Genomic DNA, 22,578 nt, shown 5'->3' with positions numbered 1-22,578 from the left:
TCTCTCGCGAGGTCCCTCAGACAAACTCACGAACAATTTCCTCAGATCTTCCTCAAGTCTCTCCGTGCACGGTCCTGCACGATGTATCGCGATTCCGATTGACGGATCGCAATGCCAAGGGGAAGGTCGCCGCCGATGGGCACGGGCCGGAGTACTCAGCAGCGGACTCGAGCAGAGCAGGCGTGGCTGCGTGCCGTTTGGCGGCGATGCACGGCCGGGGTGGCGACCGCCCTGGTCGTGCTGGTCGGGCTGACCGCGTCGGCGCCGCCCGGCGCGGTGCAGCCGGGTGGCGAGTTCCCGATCGGCTGGTTGACCTCCTGGCTCACCGATCGGCCGTCGTGGCTGCTGGGGTTGAGCGGGTCGCCGGTGGAGCTGCCGACGGCGCGGGTCGGTGACGGTGCAGGCCCGGGTGGCTACGTGTCGTCGGCGGCGACCCGGGCGTCCGGTGGCGCGGGCTCGGCGCAGGAGCTGGTCGACGGTCTCCCCGGGTGGGCGACGCAGCCGGCGGTGGACCGGACGGTGACATCGGACACCGGGAGTCAGCTCGAGCCCGAGACGAGCCGGCGGGACGCGCGGGCGTCGCGGTCGAACATGGACGTGTACGTCAACGCAGACGGTTCGAAGACCGTGGAAATTTCCACGGGCCGGGTCAACTACCAGGCGGCGGACGGGTCGTGGCGGCCGGTCGACTCGACGTTGACGCGGCGCGGCGACCGGTGGACGGTGACGGACAACTCGCTGGGGATCTCGCTGGCCGACACGGCCGAGGCCTCGCCTGAGCCGCTGGTGGAGCTGACCCTGCCGGCGGGCGGGTCACTGGGGTGGAGTCTGGCCGGTGCGGCGGCGGTGACGCCGACCGTGACCGGTGCGACCGCGATCTATCCGAAGGTGCTGCCGGGCACCGATCTGGAGCTGGTGGCACGGCCGGACGGGGTGAAGGAGACGCTGATCCTGGCGTCACCGCGCGCGGCGTCGGAATGGGTGTTCCCGCTCGTCCTTGCCGGGTTGACGGTCCGGGCCGGCGACGGCGGATCGATCGAGCTGGTCGACGACGCGGGCGAGGTGGCCGGGTCGATTCCGGCGCCGTTCATGCTGGACTCGTCGGTCGACGCGAAAACAGGCCTGCCGGCCCAGTCGCCGGCGGTGTCGATGCAGCTGGTGGAGGTTGACGGCGGGCCGGCGATCAGGCTGGTCGCGGACCGGGCCTGGCTGACCGACCCGGCCCGGGTGTTCCCGGTGCGGGTCGACCCGACCGTGCTGGCCGACCCCGAGGTCGACACCGACGGCGACGTGTTCGTCGACAGCGACCCGGACACCGACGAGACCGTGCAGGACGGCAACTACCTGGCGATCGGGGTGGACGAGGACGGAGTCAAGGCCCGCACCTTCCTCGAATTCGACATCTCGTCGGAGTTGATCAACACGACGCCGACGATCCGTAACGCACAGCTCGAGCTGTACCTGACCTACCGGCCGGTCTGTGAACAGCTGCCGGTGGGCAGCCACCTGGTCGAGAAGGAGTGGACGGTCGACGAGTTGGCGACCGCCTCCTATCCCGGGCCGGGCGTCGACACGAGGTACGCGCCCAGCCTGGTCGCGGCGGCCTCGGCGCAGGCAGTGTGCACCAACTCGTCGGTGAATCCGTCCGTCGGCCGGTGGGGGACGTACGGGCTGGGAAGGTCGCTGATCGGCGGGTGGGCGCTCGGTGCCCCGAACTTCGGGCTCGCGCTGGACGCCGTGGCGGCGACGAGTCCGGTCACCTGGGCGCTGTTCACCTCGTCCGACTACGGCTCCGGACAGTACGCGCCCAAGCTGGTGCTGGAGCTGAGCGGCAACCTGGCACCGCTGGTCGAGGCACGCTCCCCGGGACCCGGGACGGTGATCTCGACGCTGACGCCGGAGCTGCTGATGTCGGGTCGCGACCTGGACGGCGTTCTCGGCATGGTCTACCACATCTACGTTCATGACAGTGACGGTGACGTCATCTTCTCCGGGACCGCATCGCAACCACCGGGGATGAAATCTGCCTCGCTCACCATTCCGCCCGGCGTGTTGAAATGGAACCAGACGTATTCGTGGTCGGTGCAGCCCGAGGACATTATTGGGGCAATTGTCAACGGTGTCCTCGGCGCGCGGTACCCGAAGTACGCGTTCTACACGCGGGCGCCGCAGCCGGCGTTGGGGTCGCGGTTGGTGCAGAACCCGGGGGTGGGCTACCACCCGGAGATCGGCAACTACACCACGTCGGCGACGGACGCGCAGGTCGCCGGGCTGGGGCCGGCATTGGAGATCACCCGGTCGTACAACAGCCTGGACACCCGGCGGTCGGGGGCGTTCGGGCAGGGCTGGTCGAGCCTGCTCGACACCCAGGTGGTGGAACGCCGGAACTGGACCGGCCTGTTGCGCACCGCGACGGTCACCTATCCGGACGGGTCGGCAGCAGGATTCGGGCCGAACACGGACGGGTCGTTCGCGCCACCGTCGGGGCGGCATGAGGTGTTGACCGCGGTGAGGTCCGGGACCACGGTGACCGGGTACCGGTTGACCGTCAAACACGGGACGACGTACGTGTTCGGCCGGGCCGCCGGTGGCGGGGTCTTCAAGCTCACCTCGGTGATCGACGCGAACGGGAACACCCTGACGTTGACCTACAACGGCAGCGGGCTGGTGTCGAAGCTGACCAGCGCGTCGGGGCGGTCGTTGACGTTGACCTGGGGGGCGACGGCGAGTCCGTCGGTCGGGTCGCATGTGACGAAGGTGACGACGGACCCGCCGACCGCCGGTGGCAGTGGGTACGTGTGGCAGTACACGTACGGCAGCTATGACCGCCTGACGAAGGTGTGTCCGCCGACGGACTCGTGCACCACGTACTCCTGGGGTAACAGCGCCAACCAGGGGGCGAACGCGGTGCTGAATCATGCGCCGTCGTCGTTCTGGCGGTTGAACGAACCCGCCGGCGAGAGGTGGGCGACCAGCAGCGTGCTGGACAACGGCGGCACCGACCTGGGGTTCCACCAGAACACGTCAGCGGGCGTGGTGCCGGGGGTGTGGCCGGGATCGACCTCCGCGTCGACCGACTTCAACGGCTCGTCGTCGTGGGTGCGGTTGCCCCGTCGGCTGGTGACCGACGGGGCCTACCAGTCGATCAGTCTGTGGTTCCGGACGACCGACACCGATCAGGTGCTCTACTCGTACCAGAAGGATCCGATCACAGCGGGAAGTACGGAGGACGGCTTCACACCGGTGATGTACGTCGGCGCGAGCGGCAAGCTGCGGGCGAAGTTCTGGGACGGCGAGTTCGACACGATGGTGACCGCCCAGCGGGTCGACGACGGGCAGTGGCATCACGCGGTGCTGGCCGGAGCGGGTGACAGCCAGGCGCTCTACCTCGACGGAGCGCGCCAGGACACCGCCGACGGCATCATCGACATGTTCCAGTACGGCGGGGCAGCCAACGAGTACGTCGGCGCCGGGTTCCTGGGTGGAAAATGGCCGGACCAGAGCCTTCACAACCCCGTTGTCCACCTCGGATTCGCGAACTTCTTCGACGGGCAGGTCGCGGACGTCGCGTACTTCGACCACTCGCTGACCGGAGCGGACGTCACCGAGCTGTACACGGCGGCGACGAGCCAGAGCTGGCAGCTGTCGAAGGTGACCAGCGCCGAAGGGCGGACGCTGGCGTCGCTGTCGATGGATTCGGTGACCGGGAAGCTGGCGTCGGTGACCGACAGCAACGGTGGGACCTGGGGGTTGGGGACGCCGCGGGTGGCGGGGACGAGCGCTGTGTACGCCGCGGCGGTGCTGTCCTCCGAGCCGACGGACTACTGGCGGTTGCGGGATGCGGCCGGTGCGCAACCTGTCAACGAGACGCGACAGCCGAGTGATTCGTTCGAGTCGGTGAGGTTGGGGGCGGCGGGTCCGTTCGCGGACGGAACGGCGGCGGAGTTCGACGGGGAATCGTCGTCGGTGTACGTGCCAGGGGGGCGGGTGATGCCGGCGGGGCCGCGGTCCCAGGAGCTGTGGTTCAGGACCACGGCGACCAGCGGGGTACTGGTGGGCGCGCCGCTGCCCACGCTCGGTGGCATCCCTTCGCCGGCGCTGTGGATCGACGCCGACGGCCGGTTGCGGGGGCTGACGCCGTCGGAAGATCCGAACGGGCCGTTGACGGGGATCGCCGGCAAGTGCGCGGAGTGGGACAAGGCCGACAACAGCGTGCGGCTGCGCACCTGCAACGGTGAGTGGGAGCAGAGCTGGCTCTTCGACCGCGAAAGCCAGCAGCTGCGCCAAGGCACCAAATGTCTGGGTCTGACCGGTCAGGCGACCGGCAACGGCACCCTGGTCCAGGTGCAGGACTGTTCGAGCAGCTCGAGGCAGCAGTGGGCGCCGGACCGGGACGCATGGCGCAATGTGGGTGCCGGCCGTTGCCTGGAGGTGCCCGGCTCGTCGACTACGGACGGCACCCAGCTGGCGATCCGCAACTGCAACGACCAGGCCAATCAGTCGTGGGCGTTCGCGTTGGTGTCGGCGGTGCCGGTCAACGACGGCAAGTGGCACCACGCGGTGCTGACCGCGAGCAAGGAATCCACCGGCACGGCCCAGTCGCTGTACCTGGACGGCGTGCACGTGCAGACCACCACGAGTGCCGAGCCGTTCGACGGGGCACCTCCGCTCAGCCGCGCGAGCCTGGGCGCGGGGTACGTGGACAACGGTTGGTCGGGGTTCCCGGAGGAAATATGGGTCGCGCTCTACGCGGGTTCGTTGGCGGAGGTCGCGCTCTACGACCGGGCGTTGAGCGCGGACGAGGTGGCGTTGCACTACGAGTCGGTGGGTCGGACGGTGCCGTTGGTAGTGACTGCGGCGGGCGATGAGGTTGCCGAGTCGTCGTTGTCGGAGACGGCGGCGGGTGGGTTGCCGGTCGAGGTGTTGCCGCCGGGTGCGGTGCGGGTCGACGAGGCGGCGGAGCACGTGCAGACGACGACGGTGTCGAATCCGGTGAAGATCGTGTCGGTGACCGGTCCGGGTGGCAACGAGGTGTCGTACTCGTACGACCTGGTGTCGGGGCGGAGGGTGTCGCAGACCGACGCGTTGGGTCAGACGACGTTGTACGGCTATGACACGGGTGGGTTCACGAGTCTGGTGTACGACCCGAACGGGCACGTGACCCGGTCGGTGCAGGACGAGCGGGGCAACACCATCCAGGAGGTGACCTGCCAGGATCAGGCCGCGGACAAGTGTTCCAGCAGCTACTACCGCTACTTCTGGAACAGCGACAACGTGGCGGATCCGCGGAACGACCGGCTGACTGAGCTGCGCGGCCCGGGCTCGGATAGCGCGCAGGACAACGAATACCTCAGCCGCTACTCATACGACCACAAGGGCAACCTGACCGAGTTGCGGGACCCGGTCGGCCGGCAGATGAGAATCACCTATGGCGTGTCTGGCAGGTCGGCAGGTATGCCTTTGCGGGTGCTGGACTTCTCCGCCGGATCCCAGGAGATCACGTACACCACGGCGGGTGACGTGGCCGGGGTGTTGGACGCGGCGAATGCGGAGACGACGTTCACGTACGACGGGTTGGGTCGGACGTTGACGGAGACGGTGGTGACGTCGTCGTTTCCGCAGGGGCGGACGACGTCGTTCACGTACGACTCGGTGGGTCGGGTGGTGACGCGGACGGGTCCGTTGGTGACGGACCGGGTGTCGGGTGCGGTGCATCGGGCGGTGACGCGTTTTTCGTACAGCGTGGACGGGTTCCTGGTGGAGGAGCGGGTGAGTGACGCGTCGGGTGGGGATGTGGCCCGGGTCAGTACCTGGTCGTACGACTGGCTCGGTCGTCGGTCGGCGTCGGTGGACGCTGAGGGGGCGGTGACCGGTTACGGCTATGACGTGTACGGGCACCTGGTGGAGCAGGTTGATCCGGACGGGGTGGTGAACGCCTACGAGGTGGATGTCAACGGGAATGTGTTGTCGCGGACGGTGAAGGGGTTCACCGGGGATCCGAATGATCCGACGGATCCGGTGGATCTGGTGGTGGAGTCGAACGTGTACGACCCGGCGGGTCGGTTGGCGTCGAGCACCGACGCGATGGGCTACGTCACGAGTTACACGTATACCGATGATGGGCGGACGGCGTCGGTGACCCGCTCCGACGGTGACAGTTCGTTCCTGCTGGAGGGCAACGGTTACGACGCGGCGGGGAATCTGGTCGAGCAGGTGACCGGCAACGGTGCGACGGTGACGGCGTTCGAGTACGACGCTGCGGGTCGGCAGGTGCGGAGTGTGCTGGATCCGGGCGGCCTGGATCGGGTGTCCGAGGTGACGTTGTCGCCGGCTGACCGGGTGTTGTCGCGGGTGGATCGGGACGCTGCGGGGGAGGCGTTGTCGGTCGTCGACTACGCCTACGACGTGTTGGGTCGGCCGGTGTCGCAGACCCGGTATCTGTCGGCGGACCGGTCGGTGACGCCGGTGGCGCGGTGGCGGTTGGACGAGGCGGGTGGGACGACGGCGGTCGACTCGGCGGGGAACAGTCCGGGTACGGCCACGGACGTGGTCTGGGCGTCGGATGCCGAGCGGGGTCGGGTCGCGTCGTTCAATGGTTCGTCGTCGCGGATCGTCACCGATGCGCCGGTGGTGGACACCACCCGGCCGTACACGGTCGCCGCCTGGGTGAAGGTGGACGACGTCGCGGCTGACGCTCTGGTACTGGAGATACCCGGCTCCGCCCGCCTGGGTCGGACCGCGTTCCTTGCCGCCTTGCAACTGAGCTTCGACTCCGCCACCGATGGATGGCGGATGACCATGACCGAGCAGGTGGGCCCGGGCGCCTACGTGACCCGCGATCAGACCTTCGGCCAGGGCACGGTGCAGGCGGGCGAGTGGCAGCACGTGGCCATCGGGCTGAACCCGCTCTCCGGATCGACCACGGTGTACCTCGACGGCGTCTACATCGGTCACTTTTTGGCGCTGAGCAACCAGGCGCGGGGCGGTCTGCGGATCGGTGGCGGGCTCAAGGGGGCCGTCTCCGATCTGCAGATCTATCAGGGGGTGCCGGGCGACGACGGCTGGGCCGCTGGGGTGATGGCGGGTGCGGTGCCGGTGGCGGATGCGGGGGTGTCGCGGACGAGTTATGTGGTCGACAACGCTGGTCTGGCGACGTCGGTGGTGGATCCGTTGGGTCAGGCGACGTTTGTGGAGTATGACGAGGCGGATCGTCCGGTGGTGACGACGGGTCCGGCGGTGCAGGTGGAGTCGGGTGAGTTGGATGGTCCGGTGGTGTCGGCCCGGCCGGTGGAGCGGGTTGGTTACAACACGTTCGGTGAGGTGGTTGCGGAGTCGGATCCGAACGGGGCGGTGACGACGTTCGGGGTGGATCGGGTGGGTCGGCCGGTGGAGGTGCGGTTGCCGAGCTACACGCCGCCGGGGAGTTTGACCCCGGTCACTCCGGTCAGGACGGCGAGTTACGACAGTCTGGGGCAGGTGGTGTCGCAGACGGATCCGCTTGGCCGGGTCACGGAGTTCGACTATGACCAGTTGGGTCGGGTGGTGACGCGGGTGGCGCCGGACGGTGGCACCACGACGGCGCGCTACGACCTGATGGGCAATGTGTTGGCGGTCACGGATCCGACGGGTGCGGTGGCCGGTAGTGGTTACGACTTCCTGGGTCGGGTCACGAGTGTGAGTGAGGCGGTGCGGCAGACCGGTCAGGTGCACACGACGACGGTGGGTTATGACGCCGCCGGTCGGTTGTCGTCGGTGCGGTCGCCGGCGGGGGTGACGGTCGGGTACGGCTACAACGCTGCTGGTGAGGTGACGGGTGTGGTCGACGGTGCGGGGCAGACCCGGGTTGTCGTCCACGACGGGTTGGGTCGTGCGGTGAAGGAGGTCAATCCGGACGGTACGTACACCACCACGGGTTACGACATGTTGTCCCGGCCGGTGTCGGCGGCGGCGTTCCGGGCGTCCGGTGGGGCCGCGTTGGCCACGTCGAGTTGGACCTACGACGCCGCCGGCAACACCGTGTCGGCGACGGACGCGCGGGGCACGGTGACGCGGTTCGGTTATGACGCGGCGGGTCTGTTGCGGACGCAGTCCGAGCCGGTGGATGCGGCGACGACGATCGAGTCGTCGTTCGGGTATGACCTGGCGGGGAATCCGACGCGGTTCACTGACGGTCGTGGTCAGGCGTTCCGGTCGACGTACAACGTGTGGGGGTTGCCGCAGTCGCGGATCGAGCCGGTGACGGCGGCGTATCCGGATGCTGCGGACCGGACGTTCACGACGGTGTACGACGTGGCCGGGCAGCCGGTGTCGCAGCGTGCCCCGGGTGGGGTGGCGCGGACCCTGGTCTACGACGACGCGGGCCGGTTGGTGCGTCAGTCCGGGTCGGGCGCGGAGGCGGCCACCACGGATCGGACGTACGGCTACGACGCGGCGGGTCGGTTGGTGGAGTTCTCCGCGCCGGGGGGCAGCAATCAGGTCGTGTACGACGATCGGGGCCTGCCGTTGTCGGTGACCGGTCCGTCGGGGGACGCGGCGTTCACGTACACGGCGGACGGGTTGATGGCGTCGCGGGATGACGCGGCGGGGTTGACCGAGTACGGGTATGACGGTGCGGGCCGGTTGGCGTCGGTGGACAACGCGGACATGGGCACGGCGATCGGCTACACGTATGACGTGATGTCGGCGGTGTCGTCGATGACGTTCGGGACGTCGGGGAACCGGCGGGTGTTCGCCTACGACGATCTGCACCGGTTGACCAGTGACCGGTTGGTGTCGTCGGGTGGGTCGACGATCGCGTCGATCAGCTACGGCTGGGACGTCAATGGTAACGAGACCAGTAGGACGGTCACCCGTGGCTCGTCGACGACGGTCAACACGTACAGCTACGATCTGGCGGACCGGTTGACGTCGTGGGACGACGGGAACACGACGGTCGGTTACCGCTACGACAGGGCGGGGAACCGGACCGGGGTCGGTGACGTCGACTACGTGTACGACGCCCGTAACCGCCTTGTGTCGGACAGTACCGGTGTCGGTTACCAGTACACGGCGCGGGGCACCCGCAGCGCGGCTGGTGGTGCGGCGACGGTGTCGGACGCGTTCGACCAGGTGGTTGAGCACGTTCCGGCGGGTGGTAACGCGCGGGTGTTCGACTACGACGGGTTGGGTCGGGCGTTTCGGGGCGGGTGGGAGTACACCGGTCTGGGTAACCATCTCGCGCGGGACAGTTCCAACGCGTTGTTCACCCGGGATCCGGGTGGTGGTGTGGTCGGGGCGCGGCACAACAACACCCGCCGGTTGGTGTGGACGGATCTGCACGGTGACGTGGTCGCCCAGCTGAACCCGGCCGGGGCGTCGGTGACCGGCAGCCGCACCTATTCGCCGTTGGGTGAGGTGACCGCGGACAGCGGCATGCTCGGTGACCTCGGCTACCAGTCGGAGTGGACCGACATCCGCAGCGGGCAGGTCAACATGCATGCCCGCTGGTACGACCCGGTGACGGCGCAGTTCGGTGCCCGCGACAATCTGACCGTCAGCCCGGTGCCGGACTCGATCCGGGCCAACCGCTACCAGTACGGCGACGGCAGCCCGTTGACGGTGGTCGACCCCACCGGCCACGTCGGAGAGCGGTTGACGAAGGGCTGGGACGACTTCACCGACTGGGCCGGCGACAGATGGGAAGACGTCACCGACTGGGTCGGCGACCGGTACAAAGACGCGACGAAGCTTGTCAACGACATCAAACAGAACGTGCAGCAGACGTACCAGGACGCCGCCCGGGCATTCGAAGCCGGTCTCGACCAGATCGGACAGTGGGCCCGTACGGCCCGTGACTGGATCGTCGAGCACAAGGCCGCGATCGTCGGCGCGATCGTCGGCATGGTCGTCGAGGCCGGCTGCCTGGTCGCGATCGGTTGGACCGGTGTCGGGGCGGTCGCCTGCGGCATGGTCGGCGGCATGACCGATGCCCTGGTCGCCGGCCTCATCGACGGCAAGAGAGGCTTGGAGCTGCTGCAGGACGTCGCGATCGGCGGCCTGGCCGGTGGCCTCGGCGGCGCCCTGCCGATGATGGGCCCCGCTGCCGGTAAAGCCCTCGGCAAGCTCGGCTCCACCGGGGCGAAGAAGGTCGCCGGTACGAGCCTCGGCAAGGCCGGCGCACGGGTCGGCGCGAAGGCCGTCGCCGGGGCCCGGTCGTTCAGCCGGGCGGTCACCCGCAAAGCCGACGACGCGTCCCGGGCGGTGTCCCGCGGCTCCAGCCGGTCCACCCGGGAAGCCGCCGAACACACCGACGACGCCGCCCGCGCCGGCGGGAGCCGGGTCGACGACGCCGCCCGGACTGGTGGCAGCCGGGCCGACGACGCCGCCGACGGGACGGCGGACGGTGCCGCCGGCTGCATGCTGCACAGTTTCGCCCCGGACACCCGGGTGCGGATGGCCGACGGCAGCACCAAGCCGATCGGCGAGGTGGAGCTCGGTGACGAGGTGCTGGCCACCGACCCGGCCACGGGGCGGAGCGCCGCCCGGCCGGTGCGGGTGCTGCACGGTCACGCCGACCGGGAGTTGACCGACGTCACGGTCACCGACACGGACACCGGTGAGAGCGCGGTGGTCGAGACGACCGCCCGGCACCCGTTCTGGAATGTCGACACCAACAGGTGGACCGACGCCGCGGACCTGCGGCCCGGTGACCGGTTGCGCAGTCCGGACGGCGAGACCAGCCAGCGGGTCGCGGCGGTCCGGGTGTGGACCGGCCTGAAGTGGATGCGCGACCTCACCGTCGGCGGCGTCCACACCTACTACGTCCTTGCTGGTGAGGCGCCGGTCCTGGTGCACAACTGCAGCCGGAAGACCACGTTGCTCGGCCGGTTCGCGGACATCAAGCGGTACATGCTCGATCGGCCCAGTGGAGCCTTCGACGCGGACTTCCTGAACATCAGGGGGACGTTGAACAACGGTAAGGGCGGCGTGGGTGGCTGGAACTGGACGCGGAACAAGCGGTTCATCAACGACGCTTTCGCCAACGGCAACGAGGTGCGGATCGTGACCAACCCCAACGTTCCGAACTATGCGGGTGGGAACGTGTTCCAGCGGGAGTTGAAGTACCTTCGGGACAAGGGCTACGGGTGGGCGCCCGTGGGTGACCACTGGTTGGTCACCAAGGTCCGACCGTAGGAGACAGTCCGACCCTAGGAGACGGTCCCGGTCGGGGTGACCGGGGTGGAAGGTGGACGTGCGGTGGCCGGTAAGGGGTTCGTCACCGTCCAGAAGGCGTTCGCCGAGGAAGCGGGAACCGCGTTCAGCTTCCTCGGCGACGAGTTCGGGCTGGTCGGACCGGTGTACGACGATGTCGTCCCGCAGACTGTCACGTTCACCTCGCCGGTGGCCAGGTACGCCGTCATGCTCGACCCGGCCGACAAGCTCGTGCTGACCCAGGTCGCGATGGACGTCGGCGCCAAGACCCTGGTCGCCGACCTGCCGGATCTCGTCGCGGCCGCGGAACTCGGCCCACGTAACCAGGTCCCGCAGTCCGCGCACACGCTGACCAGCCTCCGGAAGGCCCTGACCGGGCAGGCCGGCTACCTCAGGGCGATCCACCCGCGGATCGGAGCCGACTCGGCACCGACCCTGCTACGCGCGGCAAATGCCCGGGAATGGGCGGGCAGGTAGGCCGCGCCGGTGCTCGATGGTCCTGATGCGGTGGCGTGGGACGAGCTGTCGCAGGAAACGCTTCTCGACGAGCTGCTTCAAGCGGAGATTAGCGTGATCGCCTGTCTCCGCAACTAGGTAGCCGGGGCATCGCTGTCCGCGACGGTGATCACGACGTTGCCGACCTTGTGCCCGCTGTCGACGTACCGGTGGGCCTCGACGATCTCGGCCAACGGGTAGCTGCGGTCGATGACGACCCGGAGCCGGCCGTCGCCGAGCAGGTCCCGCAGCGCGGCCAGGGCGGCGTGCTTGCGTACCGACATCCCGGTCCGGACCCGCCGGCCGCCGGTGACGGCCGTGCCGGCAGCCAGCAGGCTGTTCGTCATCAGCCCGGTCGTCGGCAGGTAGCGGCCGCGCCGGTTCAGCACCGGCCGGCACCGGGCGAATGAGCTGCGACCTACGGTGTCGAAGACCACGTCGTAGCGTTCGCCGCTGGCGGTGAAGTCCTCGGCGGTGTAGTCGAACACCCGGTGTGCGCCGAGCGAGCGGACCAGTTCGGCGTTGCGGCCGCTGCACACGCCGTGCACCTCGGCGCCGAGGTGCTTCGCGAGCTGGACGGCGTACGTGCCGATGCTGCCGGAGGCACCGACGACCAGCACCTTCTGACCGGGACGCAGGTCGGCCAGGTCGTGCAGGAAGTGCCAGGCGGTGGTGAAGCCGTCGACGGTCGCAGCCGCCTGCGGGTACGTCACGTTCGCCGGCATCGTCGTCATCGACGCCCGCTCCGGCAGGCACTTGTACTCGGCGTTCGCCCCGACACCGAAGCCGGTGAAGCCGAAGACCCGGTCGCCGACCCGGAACCGGCTGGTCGCCGGCCCGGTCGCGGTGACCTCGCCGGCGAACTCCAGCCCGAGCACCCGGATCCCCTTGCGTGGACGCCGTACGCCGATGATTGCCCGGCCCCAGCGGGGTTTGCCCCTGCGCATCCCGCACTCGGCGGACGTCACCGTGGTGGCGTGCACCCGGACCAGCACCTGGTCGCCACGGGGCACGGGGGTCGGCAGGTCGACCTGGGTGAGTACGTCGGGCGGGCCGTACGCGTCGAACATCACCGCTCGCATGTGGCGATGATGGTGCAGGCACGCTGTGAGCGTGCTGAGAGGGAGCGGGACCACCTCCGGTCACCAGGACAGCAGCGGTACCTGGCTGTCCGTACCGAGGTGTTCAGACGTTCGGCCAATCCCATGATCCGCCGGTGTCCGACCGCCGTACCCCGAGTTGCGACAGGTGCAGGACAGCCCTATTGACCTGCGTAAACATCCCTGTGGCGACGAGGAAGGGCAGCAGGATCGTGACAGGACAGACAGCATCGACGGCGGCCTACCGGTCGCCGCGCGGGCGGCGGCGCCGCCCGCGCAACCGGCCGGGCTGGCTCCGGCTGCGGAACCTCTTCGTGGGCGGCGCGGCGGCGGCGGCGATCTCCGCCGGCGTCGTACTGGCGCCGACCGCGCAGGCGGCGGAGAGCCCGTTCGAGCGGGGACCGGCGCCGTCGGCGGCCAGCATCACGGCGGCCAACGGTCCGTTCGACATCGACGAGACGGTGGTACGTCGTTCCCAGGCCTCGGGCTTCGGGGGTGGGACCATCTTCTTCCCGACGTCGACCACGGAGGGCACCTTCGGCGGGGTGGTGATCGCGCCCGGTTTCACCGCCCGGCAGTCGTCGATGGCGTGGCTGGCGCCGAGGCTGGCGTCGCAGGGCTTCGTGGTGTTCAACATCGACACGAACACGACGACCGACCAGCCGGCCAGTCGGGGCCGGCAGATGCTGGCCGCGCTGGACTTCCTCACTCAGGACAGTCCGGTGCAGGACCGGGTCGATGCCGACCGGTTGGCAGTTATCGGACACTCGATGGGTGGGGGAGGAGCTCTGGAAGCGGCGGACGCCCGGCCGGAACTGCGGGCAGCCATCCCGTTGACCCCGTGGAACCTCACCAAGAACTGGTCCGACCTGCAGGTGCCGACGATGATCATCGGCGCAGAGCGGGACGGCATCGCTTCGGTACGGCGCCACTCGGAACGGTTCCACGCGAGCTTCCCGGACGACCTCGAGTCGGCGTATCTGGAACTGCGGGGTGCCAGCCACTTCGCGCCCAACATCCCGAATGCCACGATCGCCTCGTCCAGTGTCGCCTGGTTGAAGCGGTTCGTCGACGACGACCTGCGGTACGAGCAGTTCCTCTGCCCGCCGCCGGCCGACGACCGCGCCTTCTCCGAGTACATCGACAGCTGCCCGCTGCTCTGAACGGGTAGGAGGTGCCGGACCCGGGGGCGGCCGGGAACGGCACGGTGCGCGAGGATGAGCAAGTGGAAGCTCTCAGACTCGTACTGCTCTACGCCCACCTGATCGGGTTCGCGTTGCTGCTCGGCGGGGCCGTCGCCCAGTGGATCACCGGTCGGTTCCGGATCAACCCGGCGATGCTCTGGGGTGCGGTGATCCAGGTCGTCACCGGCATCGGGCTGTCCGCGCCGCTGCGCGACGGCGACGAACCGGCACCCGCGAAACTCGTTACCAAACTGGTGCTGGCCCTGGCCATCCTGGCGATGGTCTTCTTCTCCCGTAAGCGCGAATCGGTCAACAAGGGGCATTTCCTGGCGATCATCGGGCTGACGTTGGTCAACGCCGCTGTCGCCGTCTTCTGGCGCTGACGCCACGCCACCGCCCGGCCACCGATCGTGCCGTCACCCGGGTCGGTCACGACCGGGTGAACCCCCGGCGACCCGCCGCCGCCCCCGATAAGGTCGGCGGCGGGAGCGACCCTGCGGATCCGCGAGTGACCTCCCGCACGGGAGAGTTACGCGAGGGTAACGGCGGCTCAACAGTCGTGCACGATTGTCGGCCGGTGGACGGGTCCGCGCGTACGCTCCCGTCCAAAGTACGTCCGGTCCGACCGGCCGGGTGGTGACGCGATGCCGCGACAGTGGCGGTGTGCAATGGAAGGAGACCGTCTTGCGCTCTACGCGTGGGATGCGGATCGTCTCGGTGTTCGCGGCGGGTGGGCTGGTTCTCACCGCTGCCGCGTGTGGCGAGGCGCCCGATAACGAAGGCAGCGGTGGCGACGGGACCACCGAGACGTACTCCGCGTGCATGGTGACCGACGTCGGTGGTATCGACGACCGGTCGTTCAACGCCTCGGCGTGGGCCGGTATCCAGGCCGCCGAGGACGAGAGCGACGCGGTCGAGGGCAAGTACGTCGCCTCCAGCGCCGAGGCCGACTACGAGCCGAACCTGACCGGCTACGTCAACGAGGACTGCAACTTCATCCTCGCCGTCGGCGGCCTGATGGGCGACGCCACCAAGGCGGTCGCCGAGGCCAACGCCGACCAGCAGTTCGGCATCGTGGACGCCACGACCGGTCAGCCCAACGTGTACCCGATGCAGTTCGACACCGCCCAGGCGGCGTTCCTCGCCGGCTACCTGGCGGCCGGGTACTCCGAGAGCGGCATCGTCGGCACCTACGGCGGTCTGCCGATCCCGCCGGTGACCATCTTCATGGACGGCTTCGTCGACGGCGTCGCCCACTACAACCAGGTCAAGAGCGCCGACGTGCAGGTGCTGGGCTGGGACAAGGCCACCCAGAACGGCTCGTTCACCAACGACTTCGTCAAGCAGGACGAGGGCAAGAAGGTCGGCGACAGCCTTGTCGCCCAGGGTGCCGACGTGATCATGCCGGTCGCCGGTGGCGCCGGCCTCGGCACCGCCGCCGCCGCGCAGGCCGCCGGTGGGGCGTACAGCGTGATCTGGGTCGACGTGGACGGTTGCCAGAGCGCCGAGCAGTACTGCGACGTCTTCCTGACCACGGTGGTCAAGAACATCGGGGACGCCGTCAAGCAGGCCGTGGTGGCCGGTGCCGACGGCGAGACGCTCAGCGCCGACCCGGGCTACCTGGGCAACCTGGAGAACAACGGCGTCTCGCTGGCCCCGTACAACCAGTTCGAGGACAAGGTCTCCGACGAGCTCAAGGCCGAGGTCGAGCAGCTCAAGGCCGACATCATCGCCGGCACCATCGAGGTCACCTCCGACGCGCAGCCGGAGTAACGACCCGCGGCGCCGCTGACGGCGCACCTCGCGACACCCGCCCCTGTCACCAGGGTCCGCAGACCCCGGTGACAGGGGCGGCCTCAGCCATCGACCCGTCCGGGCGCACACCGGTGGCCCGGAGGTCTCCCAGGAGGCTCCGCTGAGACTCGAACTGCGCGGCATCACCAAACGCTTCGGTGACCTGGTCGCCAACGATCACATCGACCTGACCGTCGAACCCGGCGAGATCCACGCCCTGCTGGGCGAGAACGGCGCCGGCAAGTCCACCCTGATGAACGTCCTCTACGGCCTGCTGCAGCCGGACGAGGGCGAGATCGTCGTCGACGGCACCCCCATCAAGATCCGCAGTCCGCGCGACGCCATCGCCGCCGGCATCGGCATGGTGCACCAGCATTTCATGCTGGTGCCGGTGCTGACCGTTGCCGAGAACGTCATGCTCGGAGCCGAACGCACCCGCGCCGGGCTGCTCGGCTTCCTCGACCACCGCCGCGCCCGCGCCGAGGTGCTGGAGGTCTCCAACCGGTACGGCCTCGCCGTCGACCCGGACGCGGTGATCGAGGACCTGCCGGTCGGCATCCAGCAGCGGGTGGAGATCATCAAGGCGCTCACCCGCGAGGTCGACCTGCTGATCCTCGACGAGCCGACCGCCGTGCTCACCCCGCAGGAGACCGAGGAACTGCTCGCCGTGATGCGGTCGCTGAAGGCGGCCGGCAAGTCGATCGTCTTCATCACCCACAAACTCGGCGAGGTCAAGGCGATCGCCGACCGGATCACCGTGATCCGGCGGGGCCGTACCGTCGCCACCGCCGAACCGACCGCCAGCCGCGACGAACTGGCCGCCCTGATGGTCGGCCGCAACGTCAGCCTGACCGTGGACAAGACCCCGGCGCAGCCGGGGGAGCCGGTGCTCGACATCGCCGGCCTGGTCGTCGACGACGACCGGGGCGTACGGGTCGTCGACGGCGTCGACCTGACCGTCCGGGCCGGTGAGGTGCTCGGCATCGCCGGTGTGCAGGGCAACGGCCAGACCGAACTGGTCGAGGCGATCATGGGCCTGCGGCCGGTGCTGGCCGGCACGGTCACCCTCAACGGTGAGCGCGTCGACGGCTGGAGCACCAAGCGGGTGCTGCGCGCCGGGGTCGGCTACGTGCCGGAGGACCGCAGCGTCGACGGCGTGGTCAAGGAGTTCTCCGTCGCCGAGAACCTGGTCCTCGACCTGTACGACCAGCCGCCGTACGGCTCCGGGCTGGTCCTGCGCCCGGCGGCCATCGCCGCCGCCGCGACCGAGCGGATCGCCCAGTTCGACGTCCGTACGTCGTCGGCGCAGGCGGCTGTCGGCACCCTGTCCGGCGGCAACCAGCAGAAGGTGATCGTGGCCCGGGAGTTGTCCCGGCCGCTGAAGCTGTTCATCGCCGCCCAGCCGACCCGGGGCGTCGACGTCGGCTCCATCGAGTTCATCCACGGCCGGATCATCCACGAACGCGACTCCGGCACCGGCGTCCTCGTCGTCTCCAGCGAACTCGACGAGGTGATCGGGCTGGCCGACCGGATCGCGGTGATGTACCGCGGCCGGATCATCGCCGTCGTCGGCCCGGACACCCCACGGGAACAGATCGGCCTGCTGATGGCCGGTGTCACGGCACAGCAAGAAGGGACGCAATGACCAGCGAGAACGGCGTGCCGGCAGGCTCGCCGGACAAGCCGCCCGCCGGCGCCGAACCGGCCGCCGCCGCGCAGCACGCGGCCAGCGCGGACGCCGCCAGCCCGCAGGCCGCGACATCGGCCGACGGCCAGCCCGGCACCGTCGCCGACGGTCCGGCCCCCGCCGGCCCCGCACCGACCGGTCCGGCCCCCGACGGCGAATCCCTCGGCCAGCGCTTCCTGCACCACCTGTGGGCCGCCAACACGGTCACCGTGACCGCGTTGGCCCTGCTGCTGGCCGTCGTCATCGGCGGCGTACTGATGGTCGTCTCCGACCCGGAGGTGCTCGCCGCCTACACCTACTTCTTCGCCCGACCGGGTGACGCGCTCGGCGACAGCTGGGCGCTGGTCAGCCAGGCGTACGCGAACCTGTTCAAGGGCGCGGTGATCAACCCCGACACGGTACGGGCCTGGGCCGGCGGCGACGCCGAATGGTCGGCGGTGTTCCGGCCGATCTCCGAGACGTTGACCTACACCACCCCGCTGGTCTTCACCGGCCTGTCGGTGGCGTTGGCGTTCCGGGGCGGGCTGTTCAACATCGGCGCCCAGGGACAGGCGATCATCGGTGTCATCGTCGCCGCCCTGGCCGGCTTCCTGCTGCCGCTGCCGCCGGTGCTGCATCTGGTCGTCGCGGTGGCGGCCGGCGCGCTCGGCGGGGCGCTGTGGGGGTTCTTCCCCGGTTTCCTCAAGGCCCGTACGGGTGCCCACGAGGTGATCACCACGATCATGCTCAACTACGTCGCGCTGTACTTCCTCACCTGGATCATCGTGCAGCCCGGCGTACAGAACGAGGAGCGGCCGGACGCGATCAGCCGGCCGGTGGAGGCCACCGCCCAGCTGCCCCGGCTGCTCGGCGACGGGCTGCGGGTGCACGCCGGCATCCTGCTGGCGATCGCCGCCACCGCCGCCGTGGCCTGGCTGCTCAACCGTTCCACGGTCGGCTTCGAGCTGCGCGCGGTCGGCGCCAACCCGGACGCCGCCCGTACCGCCGGGATCAGCGTCACCGGCACCTACGTCCTGCTGATGGTGATCGCCGGTGGGCTGGCCGGGCTCGGCGGCGCCAACATGGTGCTCGGCAGTACGGCGAACGCGTTGACCCCGCTCGTCGCCGCCCAGATCGGCTTCGACGGCATCCTGGTCGCCCTGCTCGGCCGGGTCAGACCCTGGGGGGTCGCGCTGGCGGCGCTGCTGTTCGGGGCGCTGCGGGCCGGCGGCAACGCCATGCAGTCCAGCTCCGGGATCTCGCTGGAGCTGGTCACTGTACTGCAGGCACTGATCGTCATCTTCATCGCCGCCCCCGCTCTGGTGAAGGCGATCTTCCAGCTCCGGGCGGCCCGCACCGCCCGGCTGCAGACCAGCATGGCGAAGGGCTGGTGACCGGCGTTGTCCACCATGATCGCAACTGACACACCGGTCGCCGTCACGGCACGGTTCTGGAACCGTACCCGGATCACCGGGGCCGGCCTGGTCGTGGCCGGCGCCGTCGCCGCGGCCGTCTTCGGCGCGCTCGCCGACCCGCAGGAGGCCCGGTTCACCCTGAGCGAGACCGCCGGCGGCGCGGCGCTGCGCATTCCCGGCACCGTCGGCGCGGTGCTGTTCGGCCTGATCGCGCTCGTCGCCGGGGCGGTGCTGCTGAGCCCGTACGGTCGCTGGTACAAGTCGCTGCTCGCTGTCGGTGTCGTCGGCTTCGTGCTCAGCTTCCTGTGCTGGCAGATCTCCACCGCGCCGACCGGGCAGAACTTCATGCCGATGGTCAACATGGTGCGCGGCACATTCCTGCTGGCCCTGCCGCTGATCTTCGGCTCGCTGGCCGGGGTCCTCTGTGAACGCTCCGGTGTGGTCAACGTGGCCATCGAAGGCCAGCTGCTGATGGGTGCCTTCGCCGGCGCGCTGATCGGCACCATGTCCGGCAGCGTCTGGATCGGGCTGATCGCCGCCGCGTTCGGTGGAGCGTTCATCTCACTGCTGCTGGCCCTGTTCGCCATCCGCTACCTGGTCGACCAGGTGGTCATCGGCATCGTGCTGAACCTGTTCGCGGTCGGCCTGACCGGGTTCCTCTACGAGCGGCTCATGCAGACCGACCAGCCGGCTTACAACCAGCCGCCGCACTTCGGCACCTGGGAGATTCCGCTGCTGTCGCAGATCCCGGTGATCGGGCCGGCGCTGTTTCGCGGCAACATCTTCCTCTACCTGGCGCTGATCCTCGTCGTGGTGATCAACGTGGCGCTGTTCCGGACCCGGTGGGGGCTGCGGACCCGGTCGGTCGGCGAGCACCCGATCGCGGCCGACACCCTCGGCGTCCGGGTGCTGGGGCTGCGCTACCGCAACGTGCTGCTGGCCGGCATGGTCGCCGGGATCGGCGGCGGGTCGTACACCCTGCTGCTCTACTCGTTCACCAAGAACATGATCGGCGGCAAGGGCTTCATCGCCCTCGCCGCGATGATCTTCGGCCGGTGGAGCCCGACCGGGGCGCTGCTGGCCTCGCTGTTCTTCGGCTTCGCCGACCAGCTCGGTGCCTACCTGGGGGCGATCAGCAGCGCCATCCCGAGCCAGTTCCTGGCGATGCTGCCGTACCTGGCGACGCTGCTCGCGGTCGCCGGACTGGTCGGCCGGGTGCGGGCACCGGCCGCCGACGGCAAGCCCTACATCAAGGCCTGATCAGGGCCGGCTACCGTTTACTACTGGCCGGTCAGGTACGTGGTGGGTGCCCCGACGGGCCCCACCCGCGTCGGGTGGTCGGGAGGTGGTGGCGGTAGCCGGCACCGGGGTCGAGGAGGGCAGTCGTGGAGATCGACTGGGTGGAGTTGCGGCGGGCCGCGACCGAGGCGATGCGGCACGCGTACGCGCCGTACTCGAATTTCCCGGTCGGCGCGGCCGCCCTGGTCGACGACGGCCGGGTGGTCGTCGGCTGCAACGTGGAGAACGCCGCGTACGGGGTGGTGCTCTGTGCCGAGTGCGGCGTGGTCTCGGCGCTGCACAGCAGCGGCGGTGGTCGGCTGGTGGCGCTGTCCTGCGTCGGTGGTGACGGCCAGCCGCTGATGCCGTGCGGGCGCTGCCGGCAGCTGCTGTGGGAGCACGGCGGGCCGGACTGCCTGGTCGAGGCGTTGCCCGCGCCGCTGACCGTGGCCGAGCTGCTGCCGAACGCGTTCGGGCCGGCGGACCTCGCGGCGGCGGCCCTGGCCCCTGGCGGCGGTGCCGAACGGGGTACCGGGCGGGGCGCCTCCGGCGGACACCGGGTCGGCACGGAGCACGTCGGGCGGGCCGACGCCGCCGGCCGGCCGGTGGTCGCACCGGACACCGCCGTACCGGCCCGGTTGGCCAAGTGGCGCGGGCGGGGCACCGTCTTCGTGCACCCGGACTCGGCCGGCGGGGAGCTGGTCTGGACCGGCTACTGGGAGCGGTCGGAGTCCACCGGCGAGGCGACCGGCTCCGGCATCCTGGAGGAGGCGCCCAGCTGGCCGTCGCCGCAGTCGGCGGTGGCCTGGGGTCGGGCCCGGACCCACCGGGTGGTGGTGGTCGACGCCGACGGGGCGGTCTCCTGGGCCGGCGAGGGCGACCCGCCCGCCGAGGTCAGCGCCCGCTGGGCCGGCTGACCGGCGGCGGCCGGCTGACCGCCTGTCCGGCTGACCGGCTGGCCCGGCGGCTGACCGCCGCCCTGCGTACCGTCCCCTTCCCCTTCCGGGATCCGTCGAGATCTCGGCCTTTTGTAAAGGTATGACCGAATTGTCGAACGACAACTCCAAGATCGCCGGCGTCGTGGACGTGATCCGGACCAAGCGCGACGGCGGCCGACTCAGCGACGCGCAGATCGACTGGACGATCGCCGCGTACACCCGGGGCGAGATCGCCGACGAGCAGATGTCCGCGTTGGCCATGGCGATCCTGCTGCGCGGCATGGACACCGGCGAGATCGCCCGGTGGACCGCCGCCATGATCGCCAGCGGAGAGCGGCTCGACCTGTCCGGCGTACCCCGGCCCACCGTCGACAAGCACTCCACCGGCGGCGTCGGTGACAAGATCACCCTGCCGTTGACCCCGCTGGTGGCCGCCTGCGGGGCCGCCGTACCGCAGCTGTCCGGCCGTGGGCTCGGCCACACCGGCGGCACGCTGGACAAACTCGAGTCGATCCCGGGCTGGCGGGCCGAGGTGACCAACGCCCGGTTCGTCAGCCAACTGCGCGACGTCGGCGCGGTGATCTGCGCGGCCGGCGACGGGCTCGCCCCGGCCGACCGCAAGTTGTACGCCCTGCGCGACGTCACCGGCACCGTCGAGGCGATCCCGCTGATCGCCAGCTCGATCATGAGCAAGAAGATCGCCGAGGGCACCGGTGCCCTGGTGCTCGACGTCAAGGTCGGCACCGGCGCGTTCATGTCGTCGGTCGCCGACGCCCGCGAACTCGCCCGCACCATGGTCGACCTGGGCCACGCGCACGGCGTGCGCACGGTCGCCCTGCTCACCGACATGTCCACCCCGCTGGGTCGGGCGGTCGGCAACGCCGTCGAGGTCACCGAATCGGTCGAGGTCCTCGCCGGGGGCGGGCCCGCCGACGTCGTCGCCCTCACCCTGGCCCTGGCCCGCGAGATGCTCGACGCCGCCGGGCTGCCCGACGCCGACCCGGCGGCGGCGCTGCGCGACGGCCGGGCGATGGACACCTGGCGGGCAATGATCGCCGCCCAGGGTGGTGACCCGCACGCCCCGTTGCCGGTCGCCGCCGAGGCGGAACTGATCCGCGCCGACCGGGACGGCTACCTCGCAGCCGTCGACGCCCGGCTGATCGGGCTGGCCGCCTGGCGGCTCGGCGCTGGTCGGGCCCGCAAGGAGGATCCGGTCAGCGCCGCCGCCGGCGTGATCCTGCACCGGCGGCCCGGGGACGCGGTCCGGGCCGGTGACCCGATCGTCGAGCTGCGGGCCGACGACCCGGCCCGGATCGCCGACGTGGCACCCGACATCGTCGCCGCGATCGGCCCGACCGGCGGGATCCGCATCGCCGACCAGCCGCCGTCGGCACCGGACCTGGTGCTCGAACGGATCGGCTGAGCCGCCGCCACCCGCGCCACACCCCGTATCGGACACCCCTTGTCGTGGTACCCGTGACAGAGCGGATATCCTCCCTCGCCGGGGGGTTCGTCCAG

11 protein-coding genes are annotated in these 22,578 nt (G+C 70.0%); 10 read left to right on the top strand and 1 reads right to left on the bottom strand.

Annotated elements, in window-relative coordinates; translation table 11 throughout:
- Positions 1 to 219: 219 nt before the first annotated feature.
- Together O7608_RS30780 and O7608_RS30775 are read left to right on the top strand one after the other, a co-directional pair.
- Positions 220 to 11,172 (top strand): LamG-like jellyroll fold domain-containing protein, encoded by a 10,953-nt coding sequence (locus tag O7608_RS30780; RefSeq protein WP_289207874.1) that lies wholly within the window; start codon positions 220 to 222, stop codon positions 11,170 to 11,172.
- 63 nt (positions 11,173 to 11,235) lie between these two features.
- Positions 11,236 to 11,667, top strand: a complete 432-nt coding sequence (locus O7608_RS30775) for a hypothetical protein (protein ID WP_289207873.1) — start codon at positions 11,236 to 11,238, stop codon at positions 11,665 to 11,667.
- A gap of 113 nt (positions 11,668 to 11,780) precedes the next feature.
- Here O7608_RS30775 and O7608_RS30770 read toward each other — a convergent pair whose 3' ends face one another.
- Complete coding sequence (locus O7608_RS30770) at positions 11,781 to 12,767, bottom strand: NAD(P)-dependent alcohol dehydrogenase (RefSeq protein WP_289207872.1); 987 nt, start codon at positions 12,765 to 12,767, stop codon at positions 11,781 to 11,783.
- 230 nt (positions 12,768 to 12,997) lie between these two features.
- Between O7608_RS30770 and O7608_RS30765 the strand changes: the two genes are divergently transcribed.
- The 8 genes from O7608_RS30765 (at position 12,998) to O7608_RS30730 (ending at position 22,483) form a co-directional block, all read left to right on the top strand.
- Complete coding sequence (locus O7608_RS30765) at positions 12,998 to 13,948, top strand: alpha/beta hydrolase family protein (RefSeq protein WP_502959061.1); 951 nt, start codon at positions 12,998 to 13,000, stop codon at positions 13,946 to 13,948.
- Between the two features lie 62 nt (positions 13,949 to 14,010).
- A complete protein-coding gene (locus O7608_RS30760; RefSeq protein WP_289207871.1) occupies positions 14,011 to 14,352 on the top strand; it encodes a hypothetical protein in 342 nt (113 codons plus the stop codon).
- Positions 14,353 to 14,671: 319 nt separating this feature from the next.
- Complete coding sequence (locus tag O7608_RS30755) at positions 14,672 to 15,742, top strand: BMP family lipoprotein (protein WP_289211107.1); 1,071 nt, start codon at positions 14,672 to 14,674, stop codon at positions 15,740 to 15,742.
- 142 nt (positions 15,743 to 15,884) lie between these two features.
- Complete coding sequence (locus O7608_RS30750; RefSeq protein WP_289211106.1) at positions 15,885 to 17,408, top strand: ABC transporter ATP-binding protein; 1,524 nt, start codon at positions 15,885 to 15,887, stop codon at positions 17,406 to 17,408.
- A complete protein-coding gene (locus tag O7608_RS30745; RefSeq protein WP_289207870.1) occupies positions 17,405 to 18,823 on the top strand; it encodes an ABC transporter permease in 1,419 nt (472 codons plus the stop codon). Before O7608_RS30750 ends, O7608_RS30745 begins: the two co-directional genes overlap by 4 nt.
- Positions 18,824 to 18,829: 6 nt before the next feature.
- Positions 18,830 to 20,104 (top strand): ABC transporter permease, encoded by a 1,275-nt coding sequence (locus O7608_RS30740; RefSeq protein WP_289207869.1) that lies wholly within the window; start codon positions 18,830 to 18,832, stop codon positions 20,102 to 20,104.
- Between the two features lie 125 nt (positions 20,105 to 20,229).
- A complete protein-coding gene (locus O7608_RS30735; protein ID WP_289207868.1) occupies positions 20,230 to 21,039 on the top strand; it encodes a cytidine deaminase in 810 nt (269 codons plus the stop codon).
- 121 nt (positions 21,040 to 21,160) lie between these two features.
- Positions 21,161 to 22,483, top strand: coding sequence for a thymidine phosphorylase (locus O7608_RS30730; RefSeq protein ID WP_289207867.1), 1,323 nt, complete (start codon positions 21,161 to 21,163; stop codon positions 22,481 to 22,483).
- Positions 22,484 to 22,578: the final 95 nt, after the last annotated feature.

The organism is Solwaraspora sp. WMMA2056 (assembly GCF_030345095.1).
In the GTDB taxonomy this organism is placed as follows: Bacteria; Actinomycetota; Actinomycetes; order Mycobacteriales; family Micromonosporaceae; genus Micromonospora_E.
The sequence above is the reverse complement of the archived record's forward strand: the minus strand, read 5'-3'. Positions and strand labels throughout refer to the sequence as shown.